Origin of the sequence: Microcoleus asticus IPMA8, assembly GCF_013179805.1 — a bacterium.
GTDB classification, from domain to species: domain Bacteria; phylum Cyanobacteriota; class Cyanobacteriia; order Cyanobacteriales; family Microcoleaceae; genus Microcoleus; species Microcoleus asticus.
Genome location: NZ_SRRZ01000031.1, coordinates 1 through 17,809, shown reverse-complemented (window position 1 = coordinate 17,809; position 17,809 = coordinate 1). Strand labels below are relative to the sequence as shown.

At 47.5% G+C, this 17,809-nt stretch carries 14 protein-coding genes and 1 pseudogene; 7 read left to right on the top strand and 8 right to left on the bottom strand.

Annotated elements, in window-relative coordinates; all coding sequences use genetic code 11:
* Positions 1–38: 38 nt before the first annotated feature.
* From E5S67_RS10730 to E5S67_RS10715, 4 genes are all read right to left on the bottom strand, one after another.
* Positions 39–1,211 (bottom strand): DUF4335 domain-containing protein, encoded by a 1,173-nt coding sequence (locus tag E5S67_RS10730; protein ID WP_172187024.1) that lies wholly within the window; start codon positions 1,209–1,211, stop codon positions 39–41.
* Positions 1,212–1,214: 3 nt separating this feature from the next.
* On the bottom strand, positions 1,215–1,820 hold the full coding sequence (locus E5S67_RS10725; protein ID WP_422614740.1) for a DUF3038 domain-containing protein: 606 nt from the start codon (positions 1,818–1,820) through the stop codon (positions 1,215–1,217).
* Between the two features lie 328 nt (positions 1,821–2,148).
* On the bottom strand, positions 2,149–2,652 hold the full coding sequence (locus tag E5S67_RS10720; RefSeq protein ID WP_246276723.1) for a hypothetical protein: 504 nt from the start codon (positions 2,650–2,652) through the stop codon (positions 2,149–2,151).
* 116 nt (positions 2,653–2,768) lie between these two features.
* A complete protein-coding gene (locus E5S67_RS10715) occupies positions 2,769–4,973 on the bottom strand; it encodes a cation:proton antiporter (protein ID WP_172187022.1) in 2,205 nt (734 codons plus the stop codon).
* A gap of 430 nt (positions 4,974–5,403) precedes the next feature.
* Here E5S67_RS10715 and rpsB point away from each other — a divergent pair, with 430 nt between their 5' ends.
* The 7 genes from rpsB to E5S67_RS10680 all read left to right on the top strand — a co-directional run bounded on the left by rpsB (position 5,404) and on the right by E5S67_RS10680 (position 15,417).
* The gene (rpsB, locus tag E5S67_RS10710) at positions 5,404–6,234 is read left to right on the top strand and encodes a 30S ribosomal protein S2 (RefSeq protein WP_172187021.1); all 831 of its coding nucleotides are present in this window, start codon (positions 5,404–5,406) and stop codon (positions 6,232–6,234) included.
* A gap of 322 nt (positions 6,235–6,556) precedes the next feature.
* The gene (tsf, locus tag E5S67_RS10705; RefSeq protein WP_172187020.1) at positions 6,557–7,216 is read left to right on the top strand and encodes a translation elongation factor Ts; all 660 of its coding nucleotides are present in this window, start codon (positions 6,557–6,559) and stop codon (positions 7,214–7,216) included.
* 199 nt (positions 7,217–7,415) lie between these two features.
* Positions 7,416–8,384, top strand: coding sequence for a hypothetical protein (locus E5S67_RS10700; protein ID WP_172187019.1), 969 nt, complete (start codon positions 7,416–7,418; stop codon positions 8,382–8,384).
* 150 nt (positions 8,385–8,534) lie between these two features.
* Positions 8,535–11,042 (top strand): ATP-dependent DNA helicase RecG, encoded by a 2,508-nt coding sequence (gene recG / locus E5S67_RS10695; protein ID WP_172187018.1) that lies wholly within the window; start codon positions 8,535–8,537, stop codon positions 11,040–11,042.
* Positions 11,043–11,619: 577 nt separating this feature from the next.
* Positions 11,620–13,704 carry an elongation factor G gene (gene fusA, locus E5S67_RS10690; protein ID WP_172187017.1) on the top strand — a complete coding sequence of 695 codons (2,085 nt, stop codon included), beginning with the start codon at positions 11,620–11,622 and terminating at the stop codon, positions 13,702–13,704.
* A 339-nt stretch (positions 13,705–14,043) separates the two neighbouring features.
* Positions 14,044–14,688, top strand: coding sequence for a Uma2 family endonuclease (locus E5S67_RS10685; RefSeq protein WP_172187016.1), 645 nt, complete (start codon positions 14,044–14,046; stop codon positions 14,686–14,688).
* Between the two features lie 294 nt (positions 14,689–14,982).
* Positions 14,983–15,417 (top strand): hypothetical protein, encoded by a 435-nt coding sequence (locus E5S67_RS10680; protein WP_172187015.1) that lies wholly within the window; start codon positions 14,983–14,985, stop codon positions 15,415–15,417.
* Between the two features lie 309 nt (positions 15,418–15,726).
* Here E5S67_RS10680 and E5S67_RS10675 read toward each other — a convergent pair whose 3' ends face one another.
* From E5S67_RS10675 to E5S67_RS34700, 4 genes and pseudogenes are all read right to left on the bottom strand, one after another.
* Entirely contained in the window at positions 15,727–16,341 is a 615-nt protein-coding gene (locus tag E5S67_RS10675; protein ID WP_172187014.1) for an FMN-dependent NADH-azoreductase, read from the bottom strand.
* Between the two features lie 40 nt (positions 16,342–16,381).
* On the bottom strand, positions 16,382–17,077 hold the full coding sequence (locus E5S67_RS10670) for a glutathione S-transferase family protein (RefSeq protein WP_172187013.1): 696 nt from the start codon (positions 17,075–17,077) through the stop codon (positions 16,382–16,384).
* A gap of 83 nt (positions 17,078–17,160) precedes the next feature.
* Entirely contained in the window at positions 17,161–17,688 is a 528-nt protein-coding gene (locus tag E5S67_RS10665; protein WP_172187012.1) for an EamA family transporter, read from the bottom strand.
* Positions 17,685–17,809, bottom strand: a pseudogene (locus E5S67_RS34700) (IS1 family transposase); the annotation flags it as partial. The pseudogene E5S67_RS34700 and the gene E5S67_RS10665, both read right to left, overlap by 4 nt.

Sequence of the window (17,809 nt, the reverse complement as noted above, 5' to 3'; positions counted from 1 at the left end):
CAGTCAACAGTCAACCGTTAACAGTCAACAGTCAACCATTACCAAGGAGTGACTTGAACAGTGCCGTCTGGTGCAAAAACTACTCGGAAATCAGCCAGCGGTTCCGCAGGCGGCCTGCTGCCAACCGGTTTGTAAAGCAACTCCGACAACGGCGTTTCGGATCGATCGACTGCTGCCGAATTTTCCGACTTGTAACCGACAATCGCCCCGTCTTTAGCCACACTCACCCGATAAACCAACTCCGCATCAACCGGAGGCTGATTCTTCACAACTCCGTCAATTTGCTGGGAAAGTTTGCCCTTCAAGAGATCAATTTCTCCTGGATCGCTAATTGGCACGGCTGCCACCTCAGGGCTTGCCAAATCTTCAGAAACAGGACTCGGCGTGCTTTCTGGCGAAGTGTTCGACTGCGGTGTGGCGCTAGGTAAAGCGTCCGACTGCGGCGCGGGGATCGGAGTCGGCGAACTCGATTCAGCGTTCGGAGTTTGAGTCCCAGGCAGCAAACCGTCAGCCGCAGGCGTAGGATTGGGATTAGGCGAACCCGATCCGCCCGGATTCGGCGTTCCCAGATTCTGGCCGCCAGCATTCGGCTGCGGCACCGGATCTCTGGGGCGCTGGACTTCGGGCACTGGCACCAAGAAAAACGCCATCGCCGCCAAAGCCAAACTCGACACTCCCACGACAGCAGGCAAACTCCGCTTCGCCAAAGGTTCGGCAGACTTGACGTAACGCTTGGAAATTGGGGTTAATTGCAGTGACAATTCCGGCAGCGTCTGCGTGTCCGCAAAAAACTGATCGATCGCTTCCACTAAGTCAAATAGCTGTACCGTCGTCAAATCTACTTTTGCCGACAGTTCTGTTTTTTGATCGATTTGGGTTGGGCTGCCTGTTTCGGTGGGTAGAACGGTCAACCGATGCAAATTCCCGTCAATTCTGTGCAACTGCACCATACCCAAATTCGGGCCGTAGCGATCGGGATAATGCACTCCGCTCATAAATTCTTGAGCGTAGTTGCTGACGGCCCTCACCAAGCTTTCAAAAAAGTCTCGTCCCCCGCTTAGGGGCCCGCTGAGACCTGTAACATAGCATTCAGCGCTCATTAGTATGGAAAGCACCGGCCGTATATCTAACTGGCTGGCTGCCGATCCATCGCTCAACCCTTCTAGAACCAGGGTGCAATTTGGCAGACTGTACTGACGCCTAATAGTCATTTTTTATTCAACTTCTCCATCAAACAGGCTAACCCAGAAGCGCTGCATTCCGGCTGTGCCTGTACAAAATAGCAGTTTGCTCAACAAGTTCAAAGCTAGTTCGTTGAGCTTGTCGTCGGAATCGTAAGCTGCAACTAGCGATCGCTTGGGGTTCATGCGCGATCGAAAGTGAGCTCGAAAGCGTTCTAAATACTCAGCCAGCGGCAAGTTCTGGTTGAGGGGGATATTTCTCGATCGCAACTGCTGCGAGTCTAGCAGCAACTGCCGAATTGTCGCGGTTAACTTGCGCGCCATATTACAGGCGATCGCCACCAGCGCTTTTGCCTCCACCATGGTAAGGGAGCGGCGCTGCGTGTAGCGTCTCAGCGGGTTAGTATTGCGCATCAGCCAAAGGGCAACCCGATTTTTGATAATTGATTCCAATTCCAGGTCCTTTGACACTGCCAGCATTTCTTCAGCACCTCCGAGATACAAGGCTTCGATCGCCAGCAACATCAAGTCAATTTGCAATCTGGCCCGGCGGGGACATCCGCCATCGTTCGGCGACAAGTCTGGCAAACTGTCTAAAATCAAGGGTTTTGACTGGGTAAGCGAAGTTTCTGACGGCATTAAGATCACGGCAACATCCATTCCAAACAAACTATACGGGCACGGGGGGTCTTGAGCAAGACAAATTCTCAACCAAGGACTCTTCTGGGATACTTTATTTTTATCATTCACTTTTAGATATATTTTCCAATCTAGCAGCAACCGACCGTCGCGGGCGAGCTCTGGAGGCGGGAGTTCGATCGTCCACTCCCCCACCCCCGCCTTCAGAGCTTTTTGATTCCTTACTTAGCCTGGGGAGAAGCGGAGAGTAGGAAAGTCGCAGAGTCGGAGAGGGACAAAGAATTTGACAATTACCCATTTCCCATTTCTTATGCCCCATTGGGATCGATCAATGTTCCTTCTTCTGGGGTTGCACCGCCGCTTGTCTTTGAGCCGTAAAATCAGTAGCCGCCGCCTTATCAGTTAGACTAATTTTTCCCTTGAGGGTTTCTTTGTCCACAATTCCGCGCATTTTAACAGAACTGTTTTGACCGGTTGCTGTGGAGTTGCTGCAACCCGCTAAATTAGGAACCGCACCCGACAAGTTCAATCCTTGAGTTTCCCACTTACCAAATAGAGAAGGTTTCTCCTCGCCTGTTTTTTCCCTGTCGTCCCTGGTGCCCGAGCGCAAATTACCGCTCAAATAAACACCCGATTGCTCGATTGTCAAGACCAAGGAATCAGATTCCAGACATTCGGGCAAACTTTTAGCATCGAAGCGATAACTTCCCCCAATTGCCGGGGCCGCCTTTAAATTTGTTTCGCCGTAAGCACTCACTACTTTAAACAGGAGCGCAACTGAGCCGATCGCAACCCCATAAAATGCCAGCGATTTGAGGCTTAAATGATTCATAATCTTGGTAATTAATAATTGGGCATTGGGCATTGGGCATTGGTACTCACTCACAAATAACCAATAACCAATAACTAATAACAACTGCCAACAGTCAACAGTCAACAGTCAACTGACTACCTTTGAGGAAGTACCGATGCCAAGTGCGATCGCACTTTAACGTAGCACCGCGCAATCAGCAGCGAAGAATGACACTGCACAGCCAATTCATCAGTATACTGTCCCAAAGTTTGGCGCTCAATTCCCCACTCCCGGCTCGTACCTGCAATAGTCAAATCAGCATTAGCAGAAGCCGCCACCACAGCTTGAATTGGCTCAGCAGCCTCCACAATCGGAGTTTCAATGCGCGATCGCACCTCAACCGGCAACTGCTCGATCACTCGCTGAAAATCGTAACTCAGCTCGTTGCCAGATTCCCCGTCAACTGCTACCCGCAGCACCGTCAAACGGCGTTCCTCGCTATTTACTAACAGTCTCAGCGCCAATTCTAACCCCAAATCATCGTGAATGTTTGCCGCGTAAGGTACTAACAAGTTATTCAACCTTTCCTGGCCTCTGTCAACAAAAATTGCTACATCAACCTTAGCGTTGCTGAGAATTTGGCCGACACGGCCTCCCAAACGGTTGCTGCTAAAAGTAGGTCTGTGCCATCCTACTAAAATCAAATCCGCGCGATCTATTTCCGCAATTTGTGCCGTTTCCCGGGCTACATCATTAGTAACCCGAATGATGGGATGTACAAATTTTCGCGCCTCAGACAGTTCCAAACTATCAATCAATTCTGATAATTTCGAGCGGCGCTCTTGAATAATGCGATCGGCTTCCGCAGGCGTACTTTCAAAGGCATAGTCATCATTTAATTCTATCAAACTCAGAGGATGAACCGCCGCCGACTGTAAATCCTCACCACCCATACCAGCAGCCGGCTGCGCCAGCGCTACCGCTAGTCGCAGTAAACCTTTCTGCGTGCTGGGATTGGCAACAGGTACTAAAATTCGATAAGTTGGCAGCAATTTGTTAGCAGTTTCTTCGCTGCTACCGGCAATTGGTGAATCTTCTAATTCTGAATCCTCAGAGTTAACTTCGGAAATATCTAACCTAATTAACCGTTTTGGATAAGTCCACTCCAACAGAGGCGAAGTCATAAAAGTTGTCACTAAAGCCATGATGACTAACATCGTAAATAGCAGCGGCGAAACTACGCCCAAGGAAAGACCGATATTTAGCACAATTAGTTCCGTCAAACCGCGAGTATTCATCAGCCATCCCAGCGCTGAAGCTTCGCGGTTGCTGATGCCACAGACTCTGGCCGCAACGTAAGTGCCGACGTACTTGCCGATAATTGCCACTCCCAAAACTGCGGCGCACAGCAGCCACAATTCGGGACTGTTGAGCAAGCCGATTTGAGTCCGCAAGCCGCTGTAAGCAAAAAATATTGGCAGCAGAAATATTAGTACAAAGTCTTCGGTTTTTTCTGCTAATTCTCTGGTTAATCCCGCATTCTTCGGCATGGCGGCACCCAACAAAAATGCACCGAAAATTAAATGAATGCCGATCAATTCAGTAATTAAGGCAGAAGCTACAACTCCCATGTAAATTCCCGACAGCACTAACTGTGTTAATCTGCCAGTGCGGTTGTACTGTTTGGAAAGTCGCTGCAAGAACCAGCGGACTACCGTCAGCATGAAACCGATGTAAATTAAAGACTCAATAATTGTCGGCAAAGCACCGATCATCGAATTAGTACGAGTAACTGCGATCGCCACCGCTAACAAACACCACGCCGTCACGTCGTCTACCGCAGCGCAAGTCAGGGCTAGCGTCCCCAATTTTGTATTCTGCAAGTTGTGTTCTGTAATAATTCTTGCCAGCACCGGAAAGGCAGTAATTGACATCGCAGCGCCCAAAAACAAAGCAAAGGCGGTAAACGAAACGCTATTATTTGAAACGATGGGATACAGCAGCAGTGCGAGCAAGCTTCCCAGGGAAAACGGCACTAGAATGCTGACGTGGGAAGTTAAAATCGCTATATCTAAATTGCTTTTGAGGTACTTGGGATTCAGTTCCAAACCAATCAAGAACATGAAAAATATCAGCCCCACCTCAGACAACACGTTGAGGAAGGGAACGGCCTCGGCTGGAAAAAGTGCAGTTGCTAAATCTGGTGCAACTAAGCCAAATAGAGAAGGCCCAAGCATAATTCCTGCTACAATTTCTCCAATGACTTGAGGTTGTTTGATCGCTCGAAATCCTAAACCTACAAGTCTCGAAAGTCCGATGACAATTAGAACTTCAAGCAGGACAAGAATGGGTATGGGCATAGCGTTTTTAGCTTTGGGATTTTTGCGGATCGAGAGGGCACGGCAGTAAAGCCGACAGAATGGGCGATCGAAAAAAATGGATACCAGCTCGATCGAAGGTAGAAGGCACAAGAGGCGCACCAACAACGCCATTCTCTCACAAGCGAACAAAGGCTTTGGCAACCTCCCACCTCGATTTTTCGTTTTTAAGAAGCGCTTGCGAATAACTCTAACCGCAGCCTGCGCACCCCGCACTAAATCTCACCTCCGGGTGCCTACCGCCCATCTAGACCTAGGGATATCAGATTGTCAGAAAAAGTAGCGCGCGCTGTGATAAACTAGAAAAGTTGTTTAAATTCGCACATCCGGGTTTTCGGGTGTTTCGAGGGCGCAAACCTTCAGAAATACGACCGGGTGGAGGATTAACCCGAATACAGGAGTTAAAAATACAATGCCAGTAGTCAGTTTGGCTCAAATGTTAGAGTCAGGGGTTCACTTCGGACACCAAACCCGCCGGTGGAACCCGAAAATGTCTCCCTACATTTTTACAGAGCGCAACGGGGTTCACATCATCGACCTCGTGCAAACCGCTCAGCTTATGGAAGACGCCTACGAGTACATGAGAGTGGCCTCAGAAAAAGGCAAAAAGTTTTTGTTCGTGGGTACGAAGCGCCAAGCGGCCGGGATTGTAGCCCAAGAAGCTCAACGCTGCGGTGCTTATTACGTCAACCAGCGCTGGCTGGGGGGAATGCTCACCAACTGGACGACTATTAAGTCCCGCGTGGAGCGCCTCAAGGATTTGGAGCGCCGCGAGGAAATCGGCGCCCTCGATTTGCTGCCGAAAAAAGAAGCTTCGGTGCTGCGCCGAGAAATGGCCAAACTCCAGAAGTATCTGGGCGGGATTAAATCCATGCGCAAGATTCCCGACGGAGTGGTGCTGGTAGACCAACGCCGCGAGTATAATGCGGTGTTGGAATGCCAAAAGTTGGGAATTCCGATAGTCTCTCTGTTGGACACCAACTGCGACCCGGATTTGGTGGACATTGCGATTCCGGCGAACGACGATGCTATTCGATCGATCAAGCTGATTGTCGGCAAGTTGGCTGATGCCATCTACGAAGGTCGTCACGGTCAGCAGGGCGGCGACTCTGAGGAAGACTACGACTACGACGGTGGTTACGAAGGCGCTGAATATGATGTCGAAATCGAAGAATTGGATGACCCCGATTATGTAGATCCAGACGACGCTGCTGAGGCCGAAGGCGAAGAAACCGAGAGCTAGTATTGCCCTCGCAATCTGACACCAGGAAATTAAAAATTAAAGATTGAAAATTAAAAATAATTATTATTTTTAGTTGGATATTTTTAATTTTTAATTGTACATGGCAGGAGTCTAAGTCATTAGTAGAGTTCTGGCAAAAGCATTCATTGTGTCAGCGCTAGAATTAATTCTGGCGCTACACCTACAAAGTCGGTACTAATATCGACTGGGTATTTCTTCACTCTGGTCTAATCATTAACATTAAAATTAGTGACTGATGACTGATGACTAATGACTGATGACTAATGACTAATAACTAATTTTGATTGGGAACTTAAAGAAGATGGCGGACATATCTGCAAAACTTGTTAAAGAACTGCGCGACAAAACCGGCGCGGGCATGATGAACTGCAAAAAAGCCCTCGCTGAAAACGATGGCGATATCGAAACATCCATTGAGTGGCTGCGGAAAAAAGGTCTCGCCGGGGCTGACAAAAAAGCAGGACGGGTTGCCTCAGAAGGGCTCGTAGGTAGCTACATTCACACGGGCGGCCGCGTCGGAGTGCTGGTGGAAGTTAACTGCGAAACTGATTTTGTGGCACGCCGCGAAGAATTCCAAACTTTGGTGCGGAATATTGCGATGCAAATTGCAGCTTGCCCGAATGTGGAATACGTGAAAGTTGAAGATATCCCCGCCGAAGTTGTCGAAAGAGAAAAGGCAATTGAAATGGAGAAGGACGACTTGGGCAACAAGCCGGACAACATCAAAGAAAAGATTGTTCAAGGGCGGATTGACAAGCGCATGAAAGAGTTATCTTTGATGGATCAGCCTTTTATTAGAGATCAGAATATCTCGGTGGAAGAGTTGGTGAAACAAACGATCGCCCAAATTGGAGAAAATGTCCAAGTGCGCCGCTTCGTGCGTTTTGTGTTGGGCGAAGGCATTGAAAAGGTAGAAGCTAACTTTGCCGATGAAGTGGCAGCCCAAATGGGTGCTAAATAATTCCCAAGTAAGATTGAAAATTAAAAATTAAAAATGTGAAAACTTGATTTTTTGCATTTTTAATTTTTAATTTTTACAGGACTCCCGGACTGCGTACAAAACACCCGGTTTATAACCAGTATTAAATGGAAACTCAGACAATTTGTGGCAGAAACCTGATTTTTTTGCCCGCCTCCTATTTTAATTTTATACGAAAGATATGGTGCGAGCAAGAGAGCGAATAGAGCAAGATTTGGCAGGACTCGAAGAGGCTTTAGCAGCCTTGACTTTGGAGTTTCGCAGTACCTACGATGGTTATTTAACTGCGTTGGGACAAGCAGTGCGGCAGCAATTAATTTTGGCTTGCTATCACCTTTGCACTCAAGCAGTACCGGAGTCCTTTCTCAAGTTGTCATTCGACGGGCGGCAAAAAATGCAGCAGTCTGTAAGGGCTTTGGCTGCGGCGTCGGAGGAAAAATTGCGATCTCTAGTGACGACAGAATCTGAGGAAGAAGAAGAGGAAGAAGAAGAAGAAGAGGAAGAAGAAGAAGAAGAGGAAGAAGAAGAAGAAGAGGAAGAAGAAGAAGAAGAAGAAGAAGAAGAAGAGGAAGAAGAGGAAGAAGAAGAAGAGGAAGAAGAAATAAAGGAAAAAAAAGAGGGAAAAAACGAAGTTTCCGCCATTAACTATCTATTTTCATTGGCAAATTACCAAATGCCAAGTGCCAATTCCCCCGAAAGTTTGGCGCGCTGGCAAAATAGTATTGAAAAGTCGATCGCCCGTATTATCAAGCTGCTTTCTCGCGACACCAACCGCTTGCTGCAACAGTCGGGAATCTTGCCCAGTCACTTGCCAGAACCTATTCTAGAAGCCGCTTCTCAAGCTGAATTGTCCGGCGACAGCGTTGCTGGGCCACCTAACTTATTAAACTTAATCATTGAAACCGATGCGTCATCAGCATCCCGAAACTTGGCAGAAACATCCGGTAATAGGGCGCTGCACATTACAGCGATTAAACTGCGGCTGTCGGAAATAGAGTTTGCTGATGCGGGAACCTCGGCTTGGCGCCAGCAAATTCGCAACCTCTCTGTAAAGTTGAACTCGCTAGGCCGCGATTACCAGAAAAAGCAGCGGGAACTTGCTGTGGTGGACGCTGAGTCGGCTTGGCGATCGAGTTGGTTTGAAGATTAGTCAGTTGACAGTTGACATTTGTCAGTTGTCAGTTGACAGTTGACAGTTGTCTGGAATTCTTGAGCTATGATTAATAACTAATGACTAATGACTAATGACTAATGACTAATGATTAATTACTAATGACTAATTACTAATGACTGATGACTGATGACTAATAATCAACCAGAATGGCAGCGATTGCAAAAAGCTCTTTCAGTAGAAGCCGATCGCGGATTTAACGACATCCAAGGCAGTCAATACCGCTTCAGCGAGTTTCTGGGCCTCAGTTTGAGACAGTTGGCAGTTGCTGTGGCGGCTTCTTCGCGCGATCGAGCCAGACAACTAGCCGCTGAATTTGACATCTACCCTCAGAAAGATCTCGAACAGCGCCAACATTCGATCGCCATTACGGTCAGTTTTTTGAGGCAAATGGAGCAAGTTTGGGACCAAGAAACTCGGCACCAGCAAGAACAAGCAGCACAAGTAAGACCCGCAAACGCTCTCCAACCAACCCCCCCAGCAGTTTCCGTTCCCCGAACAGCACCCCTGAGTGCAGCACCCGCACCGCCGGGCCTGACTCTCGACCAACAGTTAACCCGCGTCACCGGCATCGGGCCCGCCAACGGCAACCGCTTAGCCAAACTGGGTTTATACACTGTATACGACTTGCTTTACTACTATCCGCGCAACCACATCGACTATGCAAAGCAAGTACAAATTCGCGAACTCGTAGCTGGGGAAACTGTGACTTTGATAGCAGAAGTGAAGCGGTGCAATTGCTTTTCTAGTCCGAAGAATAAGAAGTTAACCATATTAGAAGTAATTTTAAAAGACCGCAGCGGAGAAATAAAAATTAGTCGTTTTTTTGCAGGCCCTCGCTACAGTAATCGCGGTTGGCAAGAATTCAAAAAGCGCGAGTATTGTACTGGTGCGGTGCTGGCAGCTTCCGGGTTGGTGAAGCAGGGTAAATATGGAATTACTTTAGACAATCCTGAGTTAGAAGTATTAGACGACTCCGGCGGTGCGATCGAATCAATGAAAGTCGGCCGCCTGATACCAGTTTATCCGCTGACGGAAGGGGTGGATGCCGGTTCGGTGAGGCGATCGATTTTGGCTGCAATGCCCGCGGCGAAAATGTTGCCAGAATCGCTGCCGGAAGATTTGCGCGAGCGTTACGGTTTAATGGGTTTAGCCGATGCCGTGACTAATATTCACTTTCCGCTCGATCGAGATTGTTTGGCCGCCGCCCGCCGCCGCTTAGTTTTTGACGAATTTTTCTACCTGCAATTAGGACTTTTAAAGCGCCGCCAAACCCAAAGAAAAGCTCAAGCTAGTGCCGTCATCCTTCCTAGCGGCAAATTGATCGAACATTTTTATGAAATCTTGCCTTTTGCCTTGACTAATGCTCAGGAAAGAGTCATCAATGACATCCTCAACGATTTAGCTTCCTCGCAACCGATGAACAGATTAGTGCAAGGCGATGTCGGCGCAGGCAAAACTGTAGTAGCCGTCGTGGCAATGCTAGCAGCTATTCAATCCGGCTATCAAGCCGCTTTAATGGCGCCGACAGAAGTTTTAGCAGAACAGCATTATCGCAAATTGGTAGGTTGGTTTAACTTGATGCACTTGTCAGTTGAACTGTTAACTGGTTCCACAAAAGTAGCAAAGCGCCGGGAAATTCACAGCCAGTTAGAAACCGGAGAATTGCCTGTTTTAGTGGGAACTCACGCGCTGATTCAAGATACGGTGAGTTTCAGAAAATTGGGTTTGGCAGTAATTGATGAACAGCACAGATTCGGCGTGCAGCAGCGTGCTAAATTGCAACAAAAAGGCGAAGCTCCCCACGTTTTGACGATGACGGCAACTCCCATTCCCCGGACGCTGGCACTGACGCTGCACGGGGATTTAGATGTGAGTCAAATTGATGAACTTCCCCCCGGCAGGCAGGCGATTCAAACCACTGTACTGTCTGCAAAAGAACGCATTCAAGCTTACGATTTGATTCGGCGGGAAGTGGCGAGCGGGCGTCAAGTTTATGTGGTGCTACCGCTGGTCGAGGAGTCGGAAAAGTTGGATGTGCGATCGGCAATTGAGGAAAAAGAGAAACTTGAAAAAAGTGTATTTCCTGAGTTTAAGGTGGGTTTGCTCCACGGCAGGATGAGCAGTGCTGACAAAGATGAGGCAATTACTAAGTTTCGGGACAAAGAAACGGATATTTTAGTATCTACTACTGTGGTTGAAGTGGGAGTAGACGTGCCGAATGCCACAGTAATGCTGATTGAAAATTCTGAGCGTTTTGGACTGTCGCAATTGCACCAGTTGCGGGGTCGAGTCGGTCGGGGCAGCAACCGTTCTTATTGTTTGTTAATGCCCGGTTCCAAAACTGCGGAAGCTATGCAGAGAATGAAGGTTTTAGAACAATCTCAAGATGGCTTTTTTATTGCGGAAATGGACATGAGATTGCGCGGGCCCGGTCAGGTCTTGGGGACTCGGCAGTCTGGTTTGCCGGATTTTGCTTTGGCGAGTTTGGTGGAGGATCAGGAGGTTTTGGAGTTGGCGAGGGCCGCGGCTCAAATGGTAATTGAGAATGATGAAACTTTGAATCAGTGGCCGGTGGTGCGGGATGAATTGGAGCGGAGATATCAGCGGATGATGAGCGGGTCGATTTTGACTTAGATATTCCTGGACGCAGCAACGGTGTTTTTAATAATATTTTGTATGGTCGGGTTAAGCGAATATCTATCACAGCCGGCAGTTTATTGCTGCACTCACGCGCCCTATCCCCGTAGGCGGATTTATTTGCACCTACCTATTTAATGTCAGATTTAATGTCAGAAACCGGGTTTCTTGCCACAAAGTCACGTAAAATCTGAGTTTTTTTGTCAGGACAACCCGCTTTATACCGTTTTGCTGAGAATGGTGCAAAATATCAAGTTTAGCGAAGCGTCAAAAACAAGAATTTGTTGGGTACGAGTGCCTCAACCCAACCTACTTTCTGAACCCAACCTAACTTTCACAGAAAATTTTTCCCTTGGTCTAGGGTATTTTTATGAATTGTAAGGATTCCCGTACTGAATTAAACCAAAAATCCTTCGCAGGAATGACGGGGAAGTGTCAAAATTAAGATAGTTCTGCCAGAAACAGGGGAAAGGAAATCTAGCCTGTACTGGCGCCTAAGGCAACATTGATTCCTCGCTGGTTACGCTTGCAGGTGGTCGCCGACGGTTCGTCGAATTTAATCTCAACAGTAATTATGAAAGATCTCACTCGTTATCGAAATATTGGCATCTTCGCCCACGTAGATGCTGGCAAGACCACCACAACAGAAAGAATCCTGAAACTGACAGGCAAAATCCACAAAATTGGTGAAGTTCACGAAGGCGCGGCGACTACTGACTTCATGGAACAGGAGCAAGAGCGCGGTATTACGATTCAATCCGCTGCTACCACCTGCTTCTGGAACGAGCATCAGCTCAACATCATCGATACCCCCGGACACGTCGATTTTACGATCGAGGTGTACCGTTCGCTGAAGGTTCTCGATGGTGGCATCGGTGTGTTCTGCGGTTCGGGTGGAGTTGAACCGCAATCTGAAACCAACTGGCGCTACGCTAACGATTCCAAAGTCGCTCGCGTCATCTACATCAATAAGCTCGATCGCACGGGTGCAGATTTTTACCGCGTTGTCCAGCAAGTCGATAAAATCCTTGGCGCTAAACCGATGGTAATGGTATTGCCGATCGGCATAGAAGAAAAGTTTTGCGGCGTAGTCGATTTGCTGACCCGCAAAGCCTGGATCTGGGATGAATCCGGCGATCCGATGAACTATGCAATTAAAGATGTCCCCGCCGATATGGTCGATGATGTCGAAACTTGGCGCGAAAAGTTGATCGAACTGGCCGTCGATCAAGACGACGCTGTGATGGAACAGTATCTCGAAGGCAACGAGCCGAGCATCGACGACCTCAAGCGCTGCATTCGCAAAGGTACTCGCGATCGGGCATTTTTCCCCACCTACTGCGGCTCATCGTTTAAAAACAAAGGGGTGCAGTTGGTTCTCGATGCCGTAGTTGACTACCTGCCGAACCCGATGGAAGTCACACCGCAGCCAGAAGTCGATCTCGATGGCGAGGAAACCGGCGAGTTTGCGATCGTCGATCCCAATAGGCCATTGCGGGCACTCGCGTTTAAGATCATGGACGATCGCTACGGTGCTTTAACCTTCACGCGCCTGTACTCCGGTAAGTTGTCCAAGGGCGACACCGTTCTCAACACCGCCACAGGCAAAACCGAGCGCGTCAGCCGTTTGGTGGAGATGCACGCCAACTCTCGCGAAGAAATTGAATCGGCCCAAGCAGGGGACATTGTGGCGATCGTCGGTATGAAAAACGTCCGCACCGGACATACCATCTGCGACCCCAAAAATCCCGCAACCTTAGAGCCGATGGTATTCCCCGATCCCGTTATTTCGATTTCGGTCAAACCGAAACAAAAAGGCGGCGAAGAAAAAATGGGAGCAGCCCTCACCAAGATGGTGCAAGAAGACCCATCCTTCCACATGGTGACGGATCAAGAAAGCGGCGAAACGATTCTCAAGGGGATGGGCGAGTTACACCTCGACATCAAAGTAGACATTCTCAAGCGCACCCACGGCATCGAAGTAGAAGTCGGCGAACCACAGGTAGCCTATCGCGAGTCGATTACCAAGCGCCTCGAAGACGAATACACCCACAAAAAGCAATCAGGTGGTTCCGGTCAATTTGCCAAAATTGGCTATGTGATCGAGCCTGGTGAGGTGGGAACTGGCTTCCAGTTTGAGTCAAAAGTGACCGGTGGTAGCGTACCGAGAGAATATTGGCCAGCGGTCGAAAAAGGCTTTGAAAGCTGCATCGACAAAGGCGTCTTGGCTGGATTCCCCTGCCTTGACTTGAAATTCACGCTTCTAGAAGGCGGTTTCCACCCCGTTGACTCGTCAGCAATGGCCTTTGAAATTGCTGCCAAAGCGGCCTATCGCCAGTCTCTGCCGAAAGCGGGGCCTCAGTTGCTCGAACCGATTATGAATGTCGATGTATTCACACCAGATGATTACATGGGCGACGTGATCGGCGACCTCAACCGCCGCCGGGGGATGATGAAATCTCAAGAAACAAGCCAGACAGGAGCGCGGATCAAGGCAGATGTGCCGTTGAGCGAAATGTTTGGTTACATTAGCGACTTGCGTACTATGACATCTGGCCGCGGCCAGTTTTCCATGTCCTTCTCGCACTATGCTCCTTGTCCGAATAACATCGCTGAAGAAGTGATCAAAGCGGCAAAAGAGCGTCAAGCTGCGAAGTAGTGTATTGATTGCGACGAATCGATTCGTCGCACTCGATCGCCAAGGTTAAAAACTAGAAAAATCTAGTTTTTAACCTTGGTCAATGGGAGTCAGCACAGGCGCATCTAAAGGGTATTTTTCGGGCGGGCGGGACACCCCACAAGAGTTCGATCGCACTTCACAGTAAAACTTAGATGCGCCTGGGCTTATCCCAATTTTATTTTCACACTCCTAAAAAATGCTTTTTAGTCTCCGAAAGAGATGCTCGCTTCAAAAGTCTCTCTAAAAGGGCGATCGCGCATCAATCAATATAATGTTTGCTAATATACAATCAATAATTTACAACCCAGGCAGGTAGCCATGACAGCCACCCTGATCCCGAGTCAAAGTAGCGGAATTCTGCTGAAAAACATTAGCTGGAAAACATACGAATCCCTGCTGAATGAGTTAGCCCAACAGAGAGGAATTCGCCTGACTTACGATCGCGGAAATTTAGAAATTATGACTCCATCAGCACCCCATGAAAAGTACAAAAAAATCTTGGGACGTTTTGTAGAAAGCGTGAGTGATGAATTGAATGTTGAAATTTGCAGTTTGGGTTCTCTAACTTGCAGGCGCGAGGATTTGGCTCGCGGTTTGGAACCGGATCAGTGCTACTACATCCAAAATGAGGATGTGGTTTGGGACAAACAACAAATCGATCTCAATCAAGATCCGCCGCCAGATTTAGTTGTGGAAATTGACGTTACGAGTAGTTCGATCGATCGACTTTCTTTATATGCAAGTTTAGGCGTACCGGAAGTTTGGCGCTACGACGGAAATCGTTTAATAATTTATCAGTTAGAATCACAGGAATATGCCGAAAGAGATGTTTCTCCGACTTTCCCTTTTTTGTCGCAAGTTGAGATGCTGCGCTTTTTGGAATTGAGGAGGACTACAAAAGAAAATGCTTTAATTCGCTTGTTCCGGGAGTGGGTGAGGAGTCAAATTCAGTCAGGAGAGTGAATGAGGGCGATTCCCTAGGGGATGGCTGGGTTTGACGCTCTTTTTAGCAACCGCAGATGAACGCTGACTGACGCGGATGGATGACTCGGGCGAGATACTCAAATTCACCTCAATTTCGCCCTTGCATATCTTAAACCGTATCGCTAATGTTCTCCTCCATCTCAATTTTGATAGAGATGTAACGTGCTCAACAAGAGACACAACGAGCCGATCGCCTGGCCGCCAAACTGCGAGAATTAAATATTGACCCTGATACAATTTAGCAATTTTATTTCATCAGATAGCGAGGTTGAGATGACCGAAATAAATCCCGATCGCACTGCTGGTACAATTGCGATCGACGTTTGTGCTCAATCAAACGGGCAGTATCTTTGTCAGATTTCGTCATCTCTGAGCGATCGTCCCGACGATCGCATGAATTTTTACGGACAAACGAAAGAACACGCGATCGCGATCGCCCTGGAACATTTAGCCTACGAGTATCGCGAAAAAGCAGAAGATTCTCAGAATATAGATTCGCTCGCCGTGGAAATTTCAGATTCTGGAGAACCAATTAATAAATATTATCATGTGATTGTACACTACGAAGAAATTTCGGAAGCAGAATCTAAGTTTGAGGCAGTACACAATACAATGATGGGAAATACGATAGTTGAGAATGCCAGAATTGCAGCCATTAAGATTGCTCCAGATATCGAAATCGAGCCATTAGAGCGATCGGAATATTGATCGATCGGGACTTACGTGCAGACACTATGCTCGGGGTGCGCAGTTCGCACCTTAATAGGTTTGCCGATCGTACTTTGATTTTTTTCGTAAACCGGATAGAATTTGCCAGCAATATTGTGACCGTCGATTTTCATTTAATGAGGCTACTTTAGGTCTGCAAAATTGACAAGCAATCTGGGCAATTGCTGGCTTCGATTTTACCAGTTTATCACATCTGGCAGACAAACAATTATGAATTATATCGTACCCTAACAGAGCGCCGATCGTATACGTATCACTGACTTGACAACTGCTATATAATTAAATGAACTACCAGCAGAAGGCAAAATCTTGAATCGCTGTTCTGATTTCTGTTAAAGATTGATCCCGCCGATTGGAGTTGAGCGCATTGGCATTGATAAATTGAATATCCGTAATGCCAATAAAGTTAAACACAGTTCGCAAAAAAGGTTCCTGAAAATCAAATGGGGCAAATGCAGAACCCGGACTAAAATCACTGCCGCGAGCCGTAAAAATCAGCATTTTTTTGTCAGTTACTAATCCTTTAAAACCACCAGCATCAACAGCAAAAGTGCGTCTGGGTCGAACAATATGGTCGATGTAGGATTTAAGCACTGCCGGAATACTGAAGTTATACATCGGGACAGATAGAACGTAGCGATCGGCAGTCAAAAACTCATCAATCAATTCATCTGAAAGCTGGAGCGCATCTGCCAAATCGGGAGTGTATTGGTCGGGTGGCGTAAACTTTGCCTTCACCCATGTCGCATCAATGTAAGGCACAGGATTTAACCCTAAATCTCTGTGGATTATTGTAGTTTTAGGATGACGATCGCTCCACTTTTCCATAAATTCTTGCGCAAGCATCCGCGAATGAGATTGTTCGTACCGAGGACTGGTGTCGATTTGTAAAATGCGAACCATAAAATCACTTTCTCCATGAGATTGTTTTGAATTTGATTGCCTAGTAGCGTCGCATTTCCGCAGCAGTTACTCCAGAGGCTCGATCGCTGGCATACTGGGCGTAATCCTGAATGTAAACTTCGGGAGGCTGAGCAGTTGCTCGAACAGAAGGATGCTGCTGCATCACACCCAACCATTCCCTCAATCGAGTACATTCTGCTGGCAGTTTGACACCTCGATAATGTTCTAAAGCTATCCATCGATCGAACCAGGGATAGAAGGACAGATCGACTAAACTCAGTGAATCACCTAACCAGTAGGAACCTGCTTTTGATAACTGACGAAATCCCTCTTTTTCGATAAACAACAAGTGTTGATGGAGTTCATTTGTCCAGTTTTGTTGTTGTGGAACATCCTGGCTCAACAGCAATTTGTAAAATGCAGGGGTAAATTTGGTATTGGCAAAGTCAATCCAAATGCGGGCGATCGCTCTCAATCCAGGATTCTTGGGCATTAAGGGTGGCTCTGGGAATACTTCATCCAGATATTCGTTGATAATGCTCGATTCCCAGATCCGATTTTCTTCATGTTGAATCACGGGTACTTTGCCATAGGGAGAAACTTCAGCAAACCAATCTGGCTTATTTTGCAGATCTATCTCAATCTGTTCAAAGTCTACCCCTTTTTCTAGTAGAACCATGCGAGTTCGCTGAGCGTATGGACAAACTTTGGCGCTATAAATTTTTACTTGAGACATGAGTCATTATTCCCTTACTAAACGTTTAATTTCTATCGATCTCTCAACCGTTTTTTTGTTCTAGCTAGTAGCATTCGCAACAGCTACTGTGAACGTAGGGAGTTTGGGGTTGCGGTTTGAAACTGCATCCAGGTAATCGCCACAACGATCGTAAATCCACCAACGATCTGCATCAGAGTCAGGGTTTGACCGAACCAAAACCATGCCAGCACTCCTGCAACGACGGGTTCTAGCGTGGGAGCGATCGCCGCTCTTTCTGCCTGAATCCGTTGAATGCACCAGAAAAACAATAGATAAGGAAGTAAATTCCCTGCAATTCCGACATAGATAACTTTCAGAATGTTCTCCCGTGCAAGCAGCGTCCAAGGCATTCCTTGGGTCAACTGATAGGCAATCCAAAATAGGCTGGCGACGGCAAAAACTTTCAACATTACACCAATGGTTTCTTGAGTTGCGCTCACCCGATCGCTCAGCACAATATAGGCAGCAAAAAATACCGCCGTCGTTAAACCGACGAGAATTCCCAACCAGTCAATCTGTGCGTTGCTACTGGCGAGTAAATTAGAAACCAGCAGCACTCCGACGATGGAAAGAAGGCGTTGCTGAATCAAGGTATGAATGCCCCAGGAATGGGAATATCGTGAAATTTCAAGTAATGTATTAATAACTTAATAGAATGCTTGAGCATTTTCTCGCACTTAGAATAACAAAGAGTCTTCCGATGTAGTCTGG